Below are 14,492 nucleotides of genomic sequence, written 5' to 3' on the forward strand. Positions count from 1 at the left end.
AACCCATTGCTCAGTGGCGCAATTCATGCTGTGATCCGGCACAGTCACCCGGCCCTGAGGCCGCTGCGCCGTTCCCGGCAGGAAGAGCCCAAACCCTTGATGCAGAGTCTGTTTTCCTCGGCCCAGTTGCTGAGTCTGGTGCTGTTCGTCAGCCTGTCGCACATCGGGGTCGCGGCCATTTTCGCCTACCTGTGGCATACCCAGCGACCGCTGCTCTCCCTGCTCTACTGGTCGGCCAGCGAACTGGCCATCGCCGCCGCCTTTGGCTGCCTGCTGCTGCGACCCCTTACGGGAGAGATCTCCCTTGCCAATATCCTGCTTACCAATCTGCTGATCATCGCCACCCCACTACTCTATGAGCGGGGGCTGCGCCACTTCTTCCGGCGCGAGGCCGACCGTTTCGGCTGGCTCTGCCCGCTCCTTGCCCTCGCCGGCTTCCTGCTATTCGCTGTCACCACCACACAGCTACCGCAGGATGACATACACAGCCGGATCGTGGTGCTATCCGGGGCCATCTCGCTGCAAATGTGCCTGCTGCTGTGGCAGCTCTGGCGCTATCAGCGGTTGGCCCCCGCCTACCGGGTGCTGCGCTTTGCCATCTTGCTGCTTGCGCTGCAACTGGCCCTGCAACTGGTCAGGATGGCCAAGCATCAGTGGTGGCCGGAGTCGGCCGCCTCTAGCCTCACCGATCCCCTGCTCGGCCCGGTGATCCTGCTCAGCCTGCTCTTTACCATTGCACGCAGCTTCATTTTGCTGAGCCTGGTGCACACCCGTCAGCAGCAGGCGCTGCTCGCCACCCAGCGCGAGCTGGAGCGGCGCGCCAACCTGGATGCCCTGATCGGACTGGACAGCCGACACTATTTCGAACACCAGGTGGCCCTGCGTGCCCGCAAGATGGCTAGCCCCGGCCAGCTGCTGCTGATCGATCTGGACAACTTCAAGCAGATCAATGACCGCCACGGTCATCCCGCTGGCGACGCCATGCTGCGGGCGGTGGGACGGGTGATCCGGGAGAGCCTGCCGACGGCGGGGCTAGCCGGGCGCCTTGGCGGCGACGAGCTGGCGCTGCTGGTGATGGAGACTTCGCGAACGCTGCCGGCCTGCTGCCAGACCCTGCAGCAGCGGGTCGCAGACGCCACTCGGTCGCTGGCCGGTGGCCCCATCAGCCTCAGCATCGGCCTCACCTCGCTGCACCCTGACGAGGGGTTTGAAGCGGCCTACCTGCGCGCGGATCAGGCCCTTTACGCCGCCAAACAGGCTGGGAGGCAACGGGCCTGCGTGCAGGAGCTCCACCACAACGAGCCGCAGCCGCTGCCGCCCTGCGCGCTCCTGTCATGAGCGCAGTGCTCACTCTGCAGTGCCGACCGGCCAGGCTGGCAGATGCCCCGGCTTACCGTCGCTATGTCACCGAATGCGCCGAGGACGGACAGCCGCTCTATCAGGTGGCGCAATTTGACCCGGACGGCTGGCTACAGAGCCTGCTGGATCACGCCAAAGGGCGCAACTTGCCCAGTGGATACCTGCCGACCACCACCTATTTTGCCCTCGATGGCGAGGAGATCATCGCCACCCTGCGTCTTCGTCACGGTGACAATAAGGCAACCCGCCAATGGCTCGGTCATATCGGTTACGAAACCCGCCCCTCTCGCCGTGGCGAAGGGGCCGCGACCGTGCTGCTGCACTGGGTACAACAACAGGTGCTGACAGCGCCGGTGCTGATCAGCTGTGACCAAGACAATCTGGCTTCCCACAAGGTCATTACGGCCGCCGGGGGCGTGTTGCTGGGACGGCGCTTCCATCCGGGGGATCGCAACTGGCTGGAGATGTATCAGCTAGCCCCCTGCCCCAGCCGACCATAACCGCAGCAGTAATAAAAAGAGCGCCCCGAAGGCGCTCTTTTTGCGAACGTGACAAGACCGTTAGTAGCTGTCTTCCTGCTCAGCCTGCATCCGGGCCTGACGGGCATAGGCCTCCTCCTCGGCGCTCTCTATCTCCTGCAGCACCGAATCGAGATCGATGGCGGCGCGGCTCTCTTCAAAGTGACCGGTCAGCTCGCTCTCGGGGGTGAGTTTGCCATCTTCAAACAGCGCCCACATCTCCTGGGCATAACGGGTCTTGAGCAGCTCGGGGGCATACATACCGTAGTAGTTGCGCATGTTGTTGACGTCCCGCTCCAGCATCGCCTTGGCCTGGTTGTTGGCGGCGGCATCCACCACCTGCGGCAGATCGATGATCACGGGGCCCTGCTCATCCACCAGCACGTTGAACTCGGAAAGATCGCCGTGAATAAGACCGGCGCAGAGCATCCGCACCACATAGCGGATCACTTTGTGGTGGTCGATGACCGCCTGCTCGGGGGTGAGTGCCACATCGTTGAGGCGCGGCGCGACATTGCCATCCTCATCGGTGATAAGTTCCATCAAGAGGACACCATCGAGGCAGACATAGGGCTGTGGCACCCGCACACCGGCCGCCGCCAGCTTGAACAGGGCGTCGACCTCGGTGTTCTGCCACACCTCTTCATGCTGCTTGCGGCCATATTTGGAGCCCTTCTCCATAGCCCGAGCGCTGCGGCTGTTACGCACCTTGCGCCCCTCCTGATAGACCACGGCCTGCTTGAAGCTGCGCTTGGACGCCTCTTTATAGACTTTGGCGCAGCGGATCTCGTCGCCGCAGCGCACCACATAGACGTCGGCCTCTTTGCCGCTCATCAACCGGCTGACGACCTCATCGACCAGGCCGTCATCAACCAGAGGTTGGATTCGATTTGGAATTTTCATGGCCGCCCTTTTACCCTATTTCCGCTCTCGAAGATAGCTCCGCGCACGCTCACCTGCCTCTCCCTTTCATAAGACACCCTGTTATCCCCTGTTTGCGCTGTTTTTGTCCACCCGTTCGCCTTAAAAACCACCAGCAGCGGGCCATAAGCGCGAGCCCCCTGTACCAACAAAAATGGCCCGCAAGCGGGCCAATTTTCAAGGTTCGGGCGGCAAACCCTGACGAATGCGCTGGATCCCCGCTTCATAAAGGCCGTCATCCCCCTCCTGATGCTCCAGGGTTTCGAAGATCTTGAGAAACCACATGTACTGCTCGGGATGGCGCGCCACCTGCATCTCTACCACCCGGTTCATGGCATTGACGTCTGCCAGCAGATCGGCTGTGGGATAAGGGTCAAACGGCGGCTCGATCTCCAGCAGATAGCAACCCTCATCCTCGTCATAGCTGGCGAAGATGGGCACCGCTCTGGCACCGGTCAGCTTCACCAGCTTGGGCAAGGCTGGCAGGGTTGCCTTGGGGCGGCCAAAGAAGGGAACAAACACGCTCGCCTCGCGGCCGTGATCCTGATCCGGTAGATAGAAGAAACTGGCGCCAGCGCGGATCGACTTGATCGCCGGTTTGATCCCGGCGCTACGCTCATAGACCTTGCCCCCTTTGGCCCGCTCGCGGTTGATGTACCAGTCGAACACCTGATCTTTCGGGCTCTTCATCATGGTGCACATCTCGATCCCCATCATGGAGAAGTAGCGGCCAATCATATCGACCGCCCAGGTATGAGGCACCACCAGGATCACCGGGCGGCCCGCAGCCTGCTCCGCTTGCACATGCTCCCAGCCGGTGACCTTGATGCGGCGGGTCAGCCGCGCCTTGCTGCGCCAGCTGAGCTCGCCAAAGCCCATAAAGGTCTTGAGCCCGACCCGGATCGATTTGAGCAGCAGCGCTTGCCGTGCGGCGGCATCCAGCTCGGGAAAGCAGATCTTGAGGTTGGTATCGGCGATATAGGCCTGCTTTTTCGAAAAACGCAGCAGGGTCGGCGAAACCAGATCGGCAAAGCGATCCCTCAATCTCGCGGGGGTAAATGCCAGCAGGGAGAGCAGGCCCAGCGCGCACCAGCTGCCCCACCATTTGGGATGCAGCAGGCGGCTATGAAATGAGGTATCAAATACCGGATCTAACGCAGACATGGCGACCATCAAGTCATCAAAAACAAACGGTTATTGTAGTTATCCTGACATTTTTTTCTACCCTGGGGAGGCAGGCCATCGACCAGCAAGGCACTGATCAGACGAGTTATCATAAAAAAAATGGCCCACCTGAGGCCATTTCAATCAACGCAAATTCTGGGTCAGCCGTGGGGCGACAATCCCTTGCGGATCCGGCGTATCCCCTCTTCGTAGAGGCCATCCAGCCCCTCCTGATCTTCACGGGTATCGAAGATCTTGAGGAACCACATGTATTGACCCGGATGGCGCATCAGCTGCTGTTGCACCATGTCGTTCATGCGACAGGTATCGGCCATCACATCCTCGGTGGGATAGTTGTCGAACGGTGCCTCAATCTCCAGCCGGTAGCAGTGGTTCGCTTCGTCATAGCAGGCGAGCAGCGGCACCGCCTTGGCGCCACTGACCTGCACCAGACGGGGCAAGGCAGGCAGGGTCGCCTTGGGATAGCCAAAGAAGGGGGCGAAGATGCTCTTCTCGCGGCCATGATCCTGATCCGGCAGATAGAAGAAGCTGCGACCGCTCTTGATGGTCCTGATCACCGCCTTGATCCCGGCGCTGCGCTCATAAACACGGCAACCGTTCTTGGCTCGCGCCCGGTTGAGGTGCCAGTCAAACACCGGATTGCGCGCCCGTTTCATCATGGTGCACATGGGTACCCCGCGCTGGGTGAAGCAGTAACCGGCGGCATCCACCGGCCAGGTATGGGGCACCACCAGGATCACCGGACGGCCGGCCGCCCGCTCCGCCTCGATATGCTCCCAACCGATCACCTGCATCCGGCTCATCAGATAACGCTGACTGCGCATGGTGAACTCGCCAAATCCCAACAGACTCTTGAGGCCGACCCGGATCGAGGTCAGTGCAATCGCATCCCGCTCTTCCGGGCTCTTGTCCGGGAAGCAGATCTCCATATTGGTTCTGGCGATATAGATCTGTTTTTTCGAGATACGAAACACCAGCGGTGCCAAGGCTTCGGCCAAACGGTCGCGCAATCGCACCGGCACAAAGGCCAGCAGCATCAGCACACCGAGCGCCAGCCAGCTGAACCAGTAGCGAGGATGCAGAAAACGGGCTTCAAAAGAGGAGTTAAATACGGGATCTTGGGACGACATGTAGTGGGGTCGAGCGAAAAAGTGGTGCTGCATTGTAGTCGTCCTGACAGGTAATACCAGTTAAATCCATGGCAAATAGCCCGCCACAGGCGCCACATCAAAAAACCATAAAAAAATGCCCCGCACTGCGGGGCATTTTGCTCGTTACACAACCAGGGTGGAGGCTCTTTGTCCATCCATCGTATGACTGGTCGTTTATCCCGTCGCTCTCGGAGCGCACTGCTTATCCATTTCCCAACGTCACATCTTCTTCAAGATTTAACGGTGAGCGCCCTGGCAGGCCATGCCGTTGTTCATTTCGGTATCACGCTGCGGCAGAAAAAACATCAGGTAACGCAGTGCCACATACCCGACGATCACGGTAGCCACCCCCAGCTCGAAGTGAGCCAGCAGTCTGATCTGCTCGACGTAGTGACTCCCTTGCGCAAACCCTTCAACCAGATGAGCCACTTTGAACAGAGCGGTGGCACCGATCACCAGCGGAAAGGTGAAGGCGGCATAACCCGGCGAGAAGGGCAGACGCAGCAGTTTGATGAAAGCCAGATAGATGATACCGGTCATCAGGATGGCGATCCCCAACAGCACTGCCACCAGCAGCAGTGACGGCTCCTGGCTGACGGTCAGGTAACCGGCCAGAGAGAGGCTGGCAGGAGCCGCCAGAATGGCGATGGTCGGTTTGGCGGCATCCGGCACTTCATGGCTGAAGATCAGGCGATAGAGCATCAGCGGCAGCATCAGGCCATAGCAGATGATCCCGAACCAGAGCAAGCCGTTGGCCAGCGGGGCAAACTGACCGCCCGGGAAGGCGACGTCAGCCACGATGATCCCCACCGGCGGCACGAACCAGCTCGGCACCATGTGGTGGATTTCAAACTCTTTGGCGCGATGCCAGATAAAGGTGGCCAGGAACAGCAGGTGAACCGCCACGGCAAACAGCCAGAGGGCCTCACCCGCTTGCGGCGCAATCATACCCAGCGCTTTGGAGACCACCATGGTGCCCATGGCATAGGTCGGAACCACACTGCCCACCACGGGGTGAGCGAGATCCTGCAACAGCAGGCGGGGGTGAAGCAGAAACTTGAAGGTCAGGATCACCAGCAGCACGGCCGCAATGGCAGCGCCCAGCAGTTGCATCCGGCCATCGAAGTGACCGGCATTTTCCCAACACCAACCAAGGCTGGCGATGCCCAGCGCCAGACCCGCCATGGGGGTTGGCGCGGCAGCCAGTGATTTACGGGTTCTTGCGATCATGATGACACCTTTCTATTGATGACTATGGCGATAGGATAATGGTCCCTTATCGTTTACGATATCTAAATGAATTAAATCAATCATTCAGGAAAACCAAACACGATGAAACTGACCCTGCAGCAACTGAAAGTGTTCGCCACCATTGCCCGTTATGGAAACCTTGGCCTTGCCGCCAACGAGCTCTGCCTGAGCAAGGGGGCCGTCTCCCAGTCGCTGCAGGAGCTGGAGCGCCAGCTCTCTACCCCGCTGTTTGACCGCATTCACCCCAGATTGCAGCTCAACAACGAGGGGCGCCTGCTGCAACCGGCCGCCGAAGAGCTGCTGACCCGGATGCAGGATATCGAGAACCTGTTCAGCCCCAATGCCGAGCCGAGCGGCCAGCTTCGCCTTGGTGCCAGCCAGACCATCGGCAACTACCTGCTCCCCACCCTGCTCGCCAGCAGCAAACAGGAGCTGGGACTCCCCCCCAAGGTGACCATCAACAACACTCACCTGCTCTGTCATGCGCTGGCCAACTTCGAGCTGGATATGGCGCTGATCGAGGGGGAGAACCACCACCCCGACCTGCTCGCCGAACCCTGGCTGCAGGACGAGATGCTGGTGGTGGCCCCACCCGATCACCCGCTTGCCAACAAGAAGGATCTCTCCCTCTCCCGACTGGGGGGCGAGACCTGGGTATTGCGTGAAGCACAATCGGGCAGCCGCGAGCAATTCATCCAGCAGATCCAGCCCGAGCTGCCCCGCTGGCAACCAGGGCTTGAACTCAACACCCTGGAGGCGGTGATGCTGGCGGTGGAGAAAGGGCTTGGTATCTCCTTTATCTCCCGGCTGGCAGCCTCGGATCGCCTGGCAGATGGGCGGCTGATCGCCCTGCCCCTCTCCCGCCGCTTCCCGCGCCAGCTCTCCCTTATCTGGCACAAGCAGAAGTACCACTCCACCTCCCTGCGCCACTTTATCCACTTCTGCCGGGCTCAGGTGAAGGATGCCGAGGTGAGCCGCGCAGAGTAACGCCCGCTCGGAGCGCCGCTGGCAGACCCGCCCCCCAATGACGGAAAAAGCAGAGAGGGAGCCACGGCTCCCTCTCTTTGATTCGCTTGTTCGGTATCACTGCGCCAGACTGCGCAACCAGCTGATCTCCTCGCCCCAGATGGACTCGTCGATGGTCTCGAGGATCAGCGGAATGCGATCGAAACGATCATCATTCATGATGTGGTGGAATACTGCCTCCCCCAGATTGCCCTCCCGCAAGCTGTGATGGCGATCGACCCGGCTGCCGAAGGTACACTTGGCGCCGTTGATATGCATCCCCTTGAGATAGTGAAAACCCACCGTACGGTCGAACTCGGCAAAGACGGCAGCGCAACTCTCTGCGGTGCGCAGATCGTAACCCGCGGCAAAGGCGTGGCAGGTATCGAAACAAATCCCGACCCGGCTCTTGTCCTCCACCCCCTCGATGAGGGTGGCGAGGTGCTCGAACGACCAGCCGAGGTTGGTCCCCTGCCCGGCGGTATTCTCGATCACCGCCGTCACCCCTTCACTGCGCTCCAGCGCCCAGTTGATGGACTCGCTCACCAACTTGAGGCTGGCCGCCTCAGGGATCTGCTTGAGATGGCTACCGGGGTGGAAGTTCAGATAGCAAAGCCCCAGCTGCTCGCAACGCTTCATCTCGTCGAGAAACGCATCGCGGGATTTGGCCAGACCATCGGGATCCGGGTGGCCCAGATTGATGAGATAGCTGTCGTGGGGCAGGATCTGCTCCGGCAGAAAACCGGCCTTGTCACAAGCCGCCTTGAAGGCACGGATGGTGGCATCCGACAAGGGGGCCGCCTGCCACTGACGTTGATTCTTGGTAAAGAGGGCAAACGCGTTGGCCCCGATGGCCTGGGCGCGGGCGATGGTATTTTCCACCCCGCCAGCCGCACTGACGTGGGCTCCGATATATTTCATACAATCTCCTCGATACGGCAAGCCGCCATTATGCCGATCCAGCCCGGCCACGCCAAACCGGGATATCCGATAGCGGGTATCGACAAATAGTGCCGCCTATACAAGGCGCTGCGTTTCATGGCGTAATCGGCCTGCGCTGTGGCAACCTCTCCCCAGAAGGGATAGTTAGAGCCCGCCCGCGCCAGCATGGCGCCCATAAAAAACGCAGCGTATCGCCTGAGCAATAACGCTGCGTCTTTGGGTCTCTCGGCCGTCCCCCTTGCCGTGACCCGAATGGCCAGCGACAAGGGAGCAAGAATGCGCGGGGAGAGTCGCCTTAGAAGGGCATCTTGAAGCCTGGCGGCAGTTGCATGCCACCGGTCAGTTCGCCCATCTTGGCCTTGTTCTGCTCTTCCACACGACGCACGGCATCGTTGCAAGCGGCGGCAACCAGATCTTCCAGCAGCTCCTTGTCATCTTCCATCAGGGAGGGGTCGATCTCGATGCGACGGACGCTGTGGCTACCGGTCATGGTGACCTTGACCATGCCAGCACCGGCTTCACCGGTCACTTCCATCTGAGCCAGCTGCTCTTGCGCCTTCTGCATACGCTCTTGCATCTGTTGGGCCTGTTTCATCAGGTTCCCCATTCCACCTTTACCAAACATATGTCGTCTCTCGTCTTGAAATCCGGCATCCAGCGCCGGGCTGTGGGCTTGTCTGTCCTAGATGGGGACAGCCAAACTGCTTTTCAACCGGAAGCAAGCTCCCGGCCACGGAATTTAGCGGTTGAGGGGCTCGATGCTCTCGTGATGGAGCACGGCACCAAACCGCTGAACTAAAAACTGCACGTTGGGATCCTGCTCCAGATCCCGGGTCACCTGCTCGCGCACCCCGAGATAGAGGCGATGCTCGATCTCGAGGGGGGTCTCCTTGTCAGGCACCACACCGAGCGTTACCTCGACCTGCACCGGTTGACCCAGCGCTGGCCCGATGATCTCGGCCAGATCGGCGCGCGCCTTGTCGCTCACCAGATGGCGCTGCTCGGGCTTGAGGGTTAGCAGTACCTTGTCCCCTTCCCGCGTCATCACCGAGTTGATGGCCAGCTGGCGCAGCCGCCCTCCCACCTGAGTGTGAGCGATCAACTCGGCCCAAGGGTCGCCGCAACCATTGAGCAGCGAGGAGGGAATCAGACGGGTCGCCTCCCCCTCTTGCGGCTCGCTGTCGCTTTCGAGCTCATCCCAGTCGATGGTCTCCATCACTGGTTGAGGGGGTTCATCCTGCGTCACAGGGGCAGCAGCCACCGCCGTGCTGGCAACGGGCGGCTGGGTCGCTGGGGTGAGCGTCACCGCTGGCGCCGCAGCGCTGCGCTCACCGGGTCGATAGCTCGGCTGCCCGTCGAGATCCCAGGGTGGCAGATCGGTTGGCTGGGCCGGAGCCGTGACAGGGGCGTGGCTCATCACCGGAGTCTGCTCGGCAAAGCCCTGATTGAGGTACTCTTCGTATTCCCCGTTGTCACCCTGCGGCTCGTAACTGTCGTTATAGAGATCCACTGGCGGCAGATCATCATAGTGACCCATCGCCGCCATCCCCTGCCCGGCCGGTTGGCCGACCGGAGCTGGCTGTTGCGAGACGACCGGTGCAGCAGCTGGCGCGACAGGGCGAGCTGGCGCAACTGGTACTGCGCGCGGCGCAGGCGCCGCCGGGGCATCCTGACCTCGCTGGCGGCTGCGCAGCATGTTTCGCTTGCCAAGCAGGCTTTGCATGCTCGATACCGCTGAAACAGCTTCAGGTGCGCTAACCGGCGCGGTTGTCGGTTCGAGCGCGGGCTCGATGCTGGCAGTCAGCGACTCGCCACGGGAATAGTCGGTATCGGCTGCGGCAGGCGCTCGATCATCAGCATCAACGGGCTTTGCGGCTGAGTGCGCAGACACATCGGGCTGCACATGGGGCAACGCGGGCTCGGGTTGATACCCCATCCCCGTAGCTTCACGCAGCAGCTCATCCTGCTGGCTGAACAGCTCGGCGGCTTGCGCTTCCTCCTCGCTATCGGCGGGGTTGCCGATGTCATCCGTCATCGCAGGCAGGGAGACATCAACCGCGGGCACAGCGCCGCTGATCGGTGCCAGTGCGGCCGATTCAGCGGCCGGGCGCTTTCCCGGCAAGGAGGCTACCGGCGTGGCGCTGCTCGCCGCACTGCTCGTCATTGACGGGGGCAACGCAGTGAGGCTGGCCGGATGCAGGGCATCGCGCCTTGGGGAGAATGCGAGCATCCGCAGGCAGGTCATCTCCAGCGCGGTGCGGCCATCGGGGGCCCAGGGCAGATCTTTACGGCCACCCAGCACAATCTGGTAGCAGAGCTGCACCTCTTCCGGGCTCATCGCCTTGGCCAGTTGCAGCAGGGAATCGGCATCCGCCCCCTGCTCCTGCACACTGGCAGGCAGCAGCTGTGCCATGGCGATGCGATGGAACAAACCTTCCAGCTCGGCATGGAGCTGATCAAAATCGGGGCCCAAGGTGGCGATCTCGGTGATCTTGGCCATGGTCGCAGGGGCATCTTGCCGTAAAATGGCTTCCAGCAGCTGGTGCAGATGGCGGTGATCGAGCGTGCCCAGCATCGCCAGCACGCTGTCGAGGCGCACGCTGCCGTTGCCGTGGGCCAGCGCCTGATCGGTGAGGCTCAGGGCATCGCGCATACTGCCATCTGCAGCTTTGGCCAGGGCCAGCAGGGCGCGTGGCTCGAAAGGCTGCCCCTCCTGATCAAGCACCCATTCGAGCTGTTTGGCGATCTGGGTCTGATCCAGACTCTTCAGATGAAACTGCAGGCAGCGCGAGAGAATGGTAATGGGCAACTTCTGCGGATCCGTGGTGGCCAGCAGAAACTTCACATAGGGGGGCGGCTCTTCCAGGGTTTTCAGCAACGCGTTGAAGCTGTGGCGCGACAACATGTGCACTTCATCGATGAGGTAGACCTTGAAGCGGCCGCGGGCCGGACGGTACTGCACGTTGTCGAGCAGCTCGCGGGTATCTTCCACCTTGGTGCGGGACGCCGCGTCAATCTCCAGCAAGTCGACAAAGTTGCCTTGATCGATCTCGCGGCAGGTATCGCAGACACCGCACGGGTGGCTGCTGATCCCCTGCTCGCAGTTGAGGCTCTTGGCCAGAATACGGGCGATGGTGGTCTTGCCGACCCCACGGGTACCGCTCAACAGATAGGCGTGATGCAGCCGTCCCTGATCCAGGGCGTTGGTCAAGGCGGTCAGCACATGTTGCTGGCCTACCACTTGTTCAAACGTATGGGGGCGCCATTTACGCGCCAGAACCTGATAGCTCATAAATCCATCATGCAGGGAAGACAGGGCATTGAGGCCGGATGCTAACACAAATGGCGGGCTGGCTGTATCGGCTATCGGTCAGAGCGGGAGGGATCGCTTGATTTTCAAACCGATGCCCACAAGGGCACCGGTTCAATGCAGGCCCGATACAGAGTATCGGGCCGAAGAGGCATTACTCGCCGGCCAGCTCGACCAGTGAGACTACCTTGATGCCAGCAGCAGTCAGGCGGGCATCGCCACCCAGAGACGGCAGGGAGATGATGAAGGCCGCATCGGCGACTTCACCACCGGCACGGCGGATCAGCTTGACGGTCGCATCAACGGTACCGCCGGTCGCCAGCAGATCGTCCACGACCAGCACCTTGTCACCGGGAACGATGGCATCGGTGTGCAGTTGCAGGGTGTCGGTGCCGTATTCGAGGGCATAGGACTCCTCGATCACTTCGCGCGGCAGCTTGCCCGGCTTGCGGACCGGTACGAAGCCCAGCCCCATGGCATAGGCAACCGGCGCGCCAAAGATGAAGCCGCGAGCTTCGGTGCCAACAATCTTGGTGATCCCTTGATCACGATAATGATTGGCCAGCAGATCGATGGTGGCCTTGAAGGCCTCGGCGTTCTCGATCAGGCTGGTGATGTCACGAAACAGAATGCCCGGCTTCGGATAGTCGGGAATGGTCTTGATGCTTGCTTCGATAAATTTCAGGGTTTCCGGATTCATGTGTTGACCGCTTATTTTTTTGACCCAGGGGTGGCCATTTTTTCTCAATTCCCTTCTGCGGGAAATAAAAAAGCCTGTCACGCAAAAATGACAGGCCGACTCCATAGCATTATTGCTGCAATAGCTTAGGGACTTCACTTCGCCATTGCAACTGGCTCCAGCACTGGCAGACGCATTAACCAGGTGAGCAGGATCACCATTATGACAACCAGCAGCCCCTTGACCCACAGCAGTGGCACTACCGCCAGCGACACCGAAAAGGTGAGCAAAATGAAGATAATGGCGCGCCGTCTGGCCTGACGACGAATACCGCGATACTGCTGCCAATCCACGATGGGCGGGCCAAACCAGGGATTGGTCAGCAGCCAGCGATGAAAACGGGGCGATGAGCGGGCAAACAGAGCGGCAGCCAGCAACATGAAGGGGGTAGTCGGCAAGAGCGGCAGCACAATGCCCACAATACCGGTGGCAAATGCCAGCCACCCGAGCGCCATCAGACACCAACGCTTCATTCCTTCTCCTTGCGTGATTTATCTCCCTCTAGCCTAACAGAGTTTGAGCGGGTGCTGACAGCGGGCCGCAACCCCACTACAATCTGCGCTCTTTTTTCTTGCCACTCTCGTCGGAAAGCCGTTATGCGCGTTATTTTGGCCCCCATGCAGGGGGTACTGGATCACCTGATGCGGGAGGTACTCACCTCCGTCAATGATTACGATCTCTGCGTAAGCGAGTTTATCCGGGTCGTCGATCAGCTGCTGCCCGCCAAGGTGTTCTACCGCCTCTGCCCTGAACTGCTGCAAGATGGCAAAACCCGCGCAGGCACCCCGGTGCGGGTGCAACTGCTGGGGCAACACCCCGAGTGGCTGGCCGAGAACGCCGTGCGCGCCATCGAGCTGGGCTCCCCCGGTGTCGATCTCAACTTCGGCTGTCCCGCCCCTACGGTCAACAAGAGCAAGGGCGGTGCGGTGCTGCTCAAAGAGCCCGAGACCATCTACCGCATCGTCAAGGCGGTGCGCGAGGCGGTGCCTGCCCATCTGCCGGTGAGCGCCAAAATTCGCCTCGGTTACGACGACAAGGATCTCTATCTGGAGAACGCCCAGGCGGTCTTCCAGGGGGGCGCCAACGAGCTGGCCGTTCATGCCCGCACCAAGCGCGAAGGCTACAAGGCCCCCGCCCACTGGGAGTATGTGGATGCCATTCGCCGCGCCCTGCCCATCCCCGTCACCGCCAACGGCGAGATTTGGGATCACAAAGATGCCCTCGCCTGCGCCAGGGTCTCGGGTTGCGATGCCCTGATGGTCGGGCGCGGCGCCATCTCCCTGCCCAATCTGGCCAACGTGATGAAAACCGGCTGCCCGCACATGAGCTGGGCCGAGGTGCTGCAGTTGATGGTGAGCTATACCGAGCAGGATCTGGCCAGCGAAAAAGCCGACTACTACCCCAGCCGCATCAAGCAGTGGTTCAGCTATCTCAAGCGGGAATATCCCGAAGCGGACCTGCTGTTTCAGGAGATCCGGGTGCTCAAAGAGACGGCTCCCATCCGCGATGCCCTGCTGCAAGCAGCCAAAAGCCACGGCTAACCACGTTTAACTTGACGCATATCATCTTGATAGAGTTATCGGATCCCTATACTGCCCCGAATCTGTCGTCTGTCCTGTGGGGGATAATGTGTGTGAAATGACGCAAGCACAGTTGACTGTCTGGCGTAATCGCCTGCTGTCAGACTGGGCCCAAGTACGAGAAACGCTGATCGGTCAGCTCAAAGCCTGCCGCCGTGACGAGTGGGCCGAGCAGGTCGATCACTGCGAGCAGGATCAACTGGTGGAACTGACCAGCCGACTGGATCTGCCGAAGGTAGAGCAGAGTGTGGCCCGCCTCAAGCGGATCGACGCGGCACTCTGCCAGATGGATCTCGGCCTCTATGGCCTCTGCTCCGATTGTGAAGAGCCGCTTTCCATCGAACAGCTGGAACAGGATCCGACCCTGCAACGTTGCCCGCGCTGCGAAGCCCGTTACCGCAAGGGATTCCACGCCCACGAACTGTGATGGATGCACATCTGTGCATCCGCTCAACCCTCAGCACTGGTTACTCCGTCGTTCCTGTCCAATACTCACCGTATCAGCCTGTTCGAGGGTATGCGTTGTGTACA

The 14,492-nt window shown here is 60.7% G+C and carries 14 protein-coding genes; 5 read left to right on the forward strand and 9 right to left on the reverse strand.

Features of this window, described 5'->3' with window-relative positions; all coding sequences use genetic code 11:
- Window positions 1–99 precede the first annotated feature (99 nt).
- Window positions 100–1,338 carry a GGDEF domain-containing protein gene (locus I6L49_RS06325; RefSeq protein ID WP_216950875.1) on the forward strand — a complete coding sequence of 413 codons (1,239 nt, stop codon included), beginning with the start codon at window positions 100–102 and terminating at the stop codon, window positions 1,336–1,338.
- The gene (locus tag I6L49_RS06330) at window positions 1,335–1,859 is read left to right on the forward strand and encodes a GNAT family N-acetyltransferase (RefSeq protein ID WP_216950876.1); all 525 of its coding nucleotides are present in this window, start codon (window positions 1,335–1,337) and stop codon (window positions 1,857–1,859) included. The genes I6L49_RS06325 and I6L49_RS06330 overlap by 4 nt, the downstream gene beginning before the upstream one ends.
- A gap of 60 nt (window positions 1,860–1,919) precedes the next feature.
- Here I6L49_RS06330 and I6L49_RS06335 read toward each other — a convergent pair whose 3' ends face one another.
- The 4 genes from I6L49_RS06335 to I6L49_RS06350 form a co-directional block, all read right to left on the reverse strand.
- Window positions 1,920–2,780: a PA4780 family RIO1-like protein kinase gene (locus tag I6L49_RS06335; RefSeq protein WP_216950877.1), complete on the reverse strand. Its 861-nt coding sequence runs from the start codon at window positions 2,778–2,780 to the stop codon at window positions 1,920–1,922.
- Between the two features lie 195 nt (window positions 2,781–2,975).
- Window positions 2,976–3,971: a lauroyl-Kdo(2)-lipid IV(A) myristoyltransferase gene (locus I6L49_RS06340; protein ID WP_206829764.1), complete on the reverse strand. Its 996-nt coding sequence runs from the start codon at window positions 3,969–3,971 to the stop codon at window positions 2,976–2,978.
- A 152-nt stretch (window positions 3,972–4,123) separates the two neighbouring features.
- A complete protein-coding gene (lpxM, locus tag I6L49_RS06345) occupies window positions 4,124–5,113 on the reverse strand; it encodes a lauroyl-Kdo(2)-lipid IV(A) myristoyltransferase (RefSeq protein WP_216951603.1) in 990 nt (329 codons plus the stop codon).
- A 258-nt stretch (window positions 5,114–5,371) separates the two neighbouring features.
- Window positions 5,372–6,364 carry a TDT family transporter gene (locus tag I6L49_RS06350; RefSeq protein WP_216950878.1) on the reverse strand — a complete coding sequence of 331 codons (993 nt, stop codon included), beginning with the start codon at window positions 6,362–6,364 and terminating at the stop codon, window positions 5,372–5,374.
- 102 nt (window positions 6,365–6,466) lie between these two features.
- Here I6L49_RS06350 and I6L49_RS06355 point away from each other — a divergent pair, with 102 nt between their 5' ends.
- A complete protein-coding gene (locus tag I6L49_RS06355; RefSeq protein ID WP_216950879.1) occupies window positions 6,467–7,372 on the forward strand; it encodes a LysR substrate-binding domain-containing protein in 906 nt (301 codons plus the stop codon).
- Between the two features lie 96 nt (window positions 7,373–7,468).
- Here the strand turns inward: I6L49_RS06355 and nfo are convergent, their stop codons facing one another.
- The 5 genes from nfo to I6L49_RS06380 form a co-directional block, all read right to left on the reverse strand.
- Complete coding sequence (nfo, locus tag I6L49_RS06360; RefSeq protein WP_216950880.1) at window positions 7,469–8,311, reverse strand: deoxyribonuclease IV; 843 nt, start codon at window positions 8,309–8,311, stop codon at window positions 7,469–7,471.
- 316 nt (window positions 8,312–8,627) lie between these two features.
- On the reverse strand, window positions 8,628–8,957 hold the full coding sequence (locus I6L49_RS06365; protein WP_005333445.1) for a YbaB/EbfC family nucleoid-associated protein: 330 nt from the start codon (window positions 8,955–8,957) through the stop codon (window positions 8,628–8,630).
- Between the two features lie 114 nt (window positions 8,958–9,071).
- Window positions 9,072–11,624: a DNA polymerase III subunit gamma/tau gene (dnaX, locus tag I6L49_RS06370; protein WP_216950881.1), complete on the reverse strand. Its 2,553-nt coding sequence runs from the start codon at window positions 11,622–11,624 to the stop codon at window positions 9,072–9,074.
- 172 nt (window positions 11,625–11,796) lie between these two features.
- Entirely contained in the window at window positions 11,797–12,342 is a 546-nt protein-coding gene (gene apt, locus I6L49_RS06375; protein ID WP_005352403.1) for an adenine phosphoribosyltransferase, read from the reverse strand.
- A gap of 134 nt (window positions 12,343–12,476) precedes the next feature.
- On the reverse strand, window positions 12,477–12,854 hold the full coding sequence (locus I6L49_RS06380) for a YbaN family protein (RefSeq protein WP_216950882.1): 378 nt from the start codon (window positions 12,852–12,854) through the stop codon (window positions 12,477–12,479).
- A 123-nt stretch (window positions 12,855–12,977) separates the two neighbouring features.
- On the opposite strand from I6L49_RS06380, the gene dusC reads away from it, so the two are divergent.
- Complete coding sequence (dusC, locus tag I6L49_RS06385; protein WP_047436768.1) at window positions 12,978–13,922, forward strand: tRNA dihydrouridine(16) synthase DusC; 945 nt, start codon at window positions 12,978–12,980, stop codon at window positions 13,920–13,922.
- Window positions 13,923–14,019: 97 nt separating this feature from the next.
- Window positions 14,020–14,388, forward strand: coding sequence for a conjugal transfer protein TraR (locus tag I6L49_RS06390; RefSeq protein WP_110303814.1), 369 nt, complete (start codon window positions 14,020–14,022; stop codon window positions 14,386–14,388).
- The last annotated feature ends 104 nt before the right edge of the window (window positions 14,389–14,492 follow it).

The organism is Aeromonas sp. FDAARGOS 1419 (assembly GCF_019047045.1).
GTDB classification, from domain to species: Bacteria; Pseudomonadota; Gammaproteobacteria; order Enterobacterales; family Aeromonadaceae; genus Aeromonas; species Aeromonas veronii.

Coding starts and splice junctions, on each gene's coding strand:
- I6L49_RS06355 (WP_216950879.1), top strand. CDS start 6,467: ATGAAACTGACCCTGCAGCAACTGAAAGTGTTCGCCACCATTGCCCGT.
- apt (WP_005352403.1), bottom strand. CDS start 12,342: ATGAATCCGGAAACCCTGAAATTTATCGAAGCAAGCATCAAGACCATT.
- I6L49_RS06390 (WP_110303814.1), top strand. CDS start 14,020: ATGACGCAAGCACAGTTGACTGTCTGGCGTAATCGCCTGCTGTCAGAC.
- lpxM (WP_216951603.1), bottom strand. CDS start 5,113: ATGTCGTCCCAAGATCCCGTATTTAACTCCTCTTTTGAAGCCCGTTTT.
- dusC (WP_047436768.1), top strand. CDS start 12,978: ATGCGCGTTATTTTGGCCCCCATGCAGGGGGTACTGGATCACCTGATG.
- dnaX (WP_216950881.1), bottom strand. CDS start 11,624: ATGAGCTATCAGGTTCTGGCGCGTAAATGGCGCCCCCATACGTTTGAA.
- nfo (WP_216950880.1), bottom strand. CDS start 8,311: ATGAAATATATCGGAGCCCACGTCAGTGCGGCTGGCGGGGTGGAAAAT.
- I6L49_RS06380 (WP_216950882.1), bottom strand. CDS start 12,854: ATGAAGCGTTGGTGTCTGATGGCGCTCGGGTGGCTGGCATTTGCCACC.
- I6L49_RS06325 (WP_216950875.1), top strand. CDS start 100: ATGCAGAGTCTGTTTTCCTCGGCCCAGTTGCTGAGTCTGGTGCTGTTC.
- I6L49_RS06335 (WP_216950877.1), bottom strand. CDS start 2,780: ATGAAAATTCCAAATCGAATCCAACCTCTGGTTGATGACGGCCTGGTC.
- I6L49_RS06340 (WP_206829764.1), bottom strand. CDS start 3,971: ATGGTCGCCATGTCTGCGTTAGATCCGGTATTTGATACCTCATTTCAT.
- I6L49_RS06365 (WP_005333445.1), bottom strand. CDS start 8,957: ATGTTTGGTAAAGGTGGAATGGGGAACCTGATGAAACAGGCCCAACAG.
- I6L49_RS06330 (WP_216950876.1), top strand. CDS start 1,335: ATGAGCGCAGTGCTCACTCTGCAGTGCCGACCGGCCAGGCTGGCAGAT.
- I6L49_RS06350 (WP_216950878.1), bottom strand. CDS start 6,364: ATGATCGCAAGAACCCGTAAATCACTGGCTGCCGCGCCAACCCCCATG.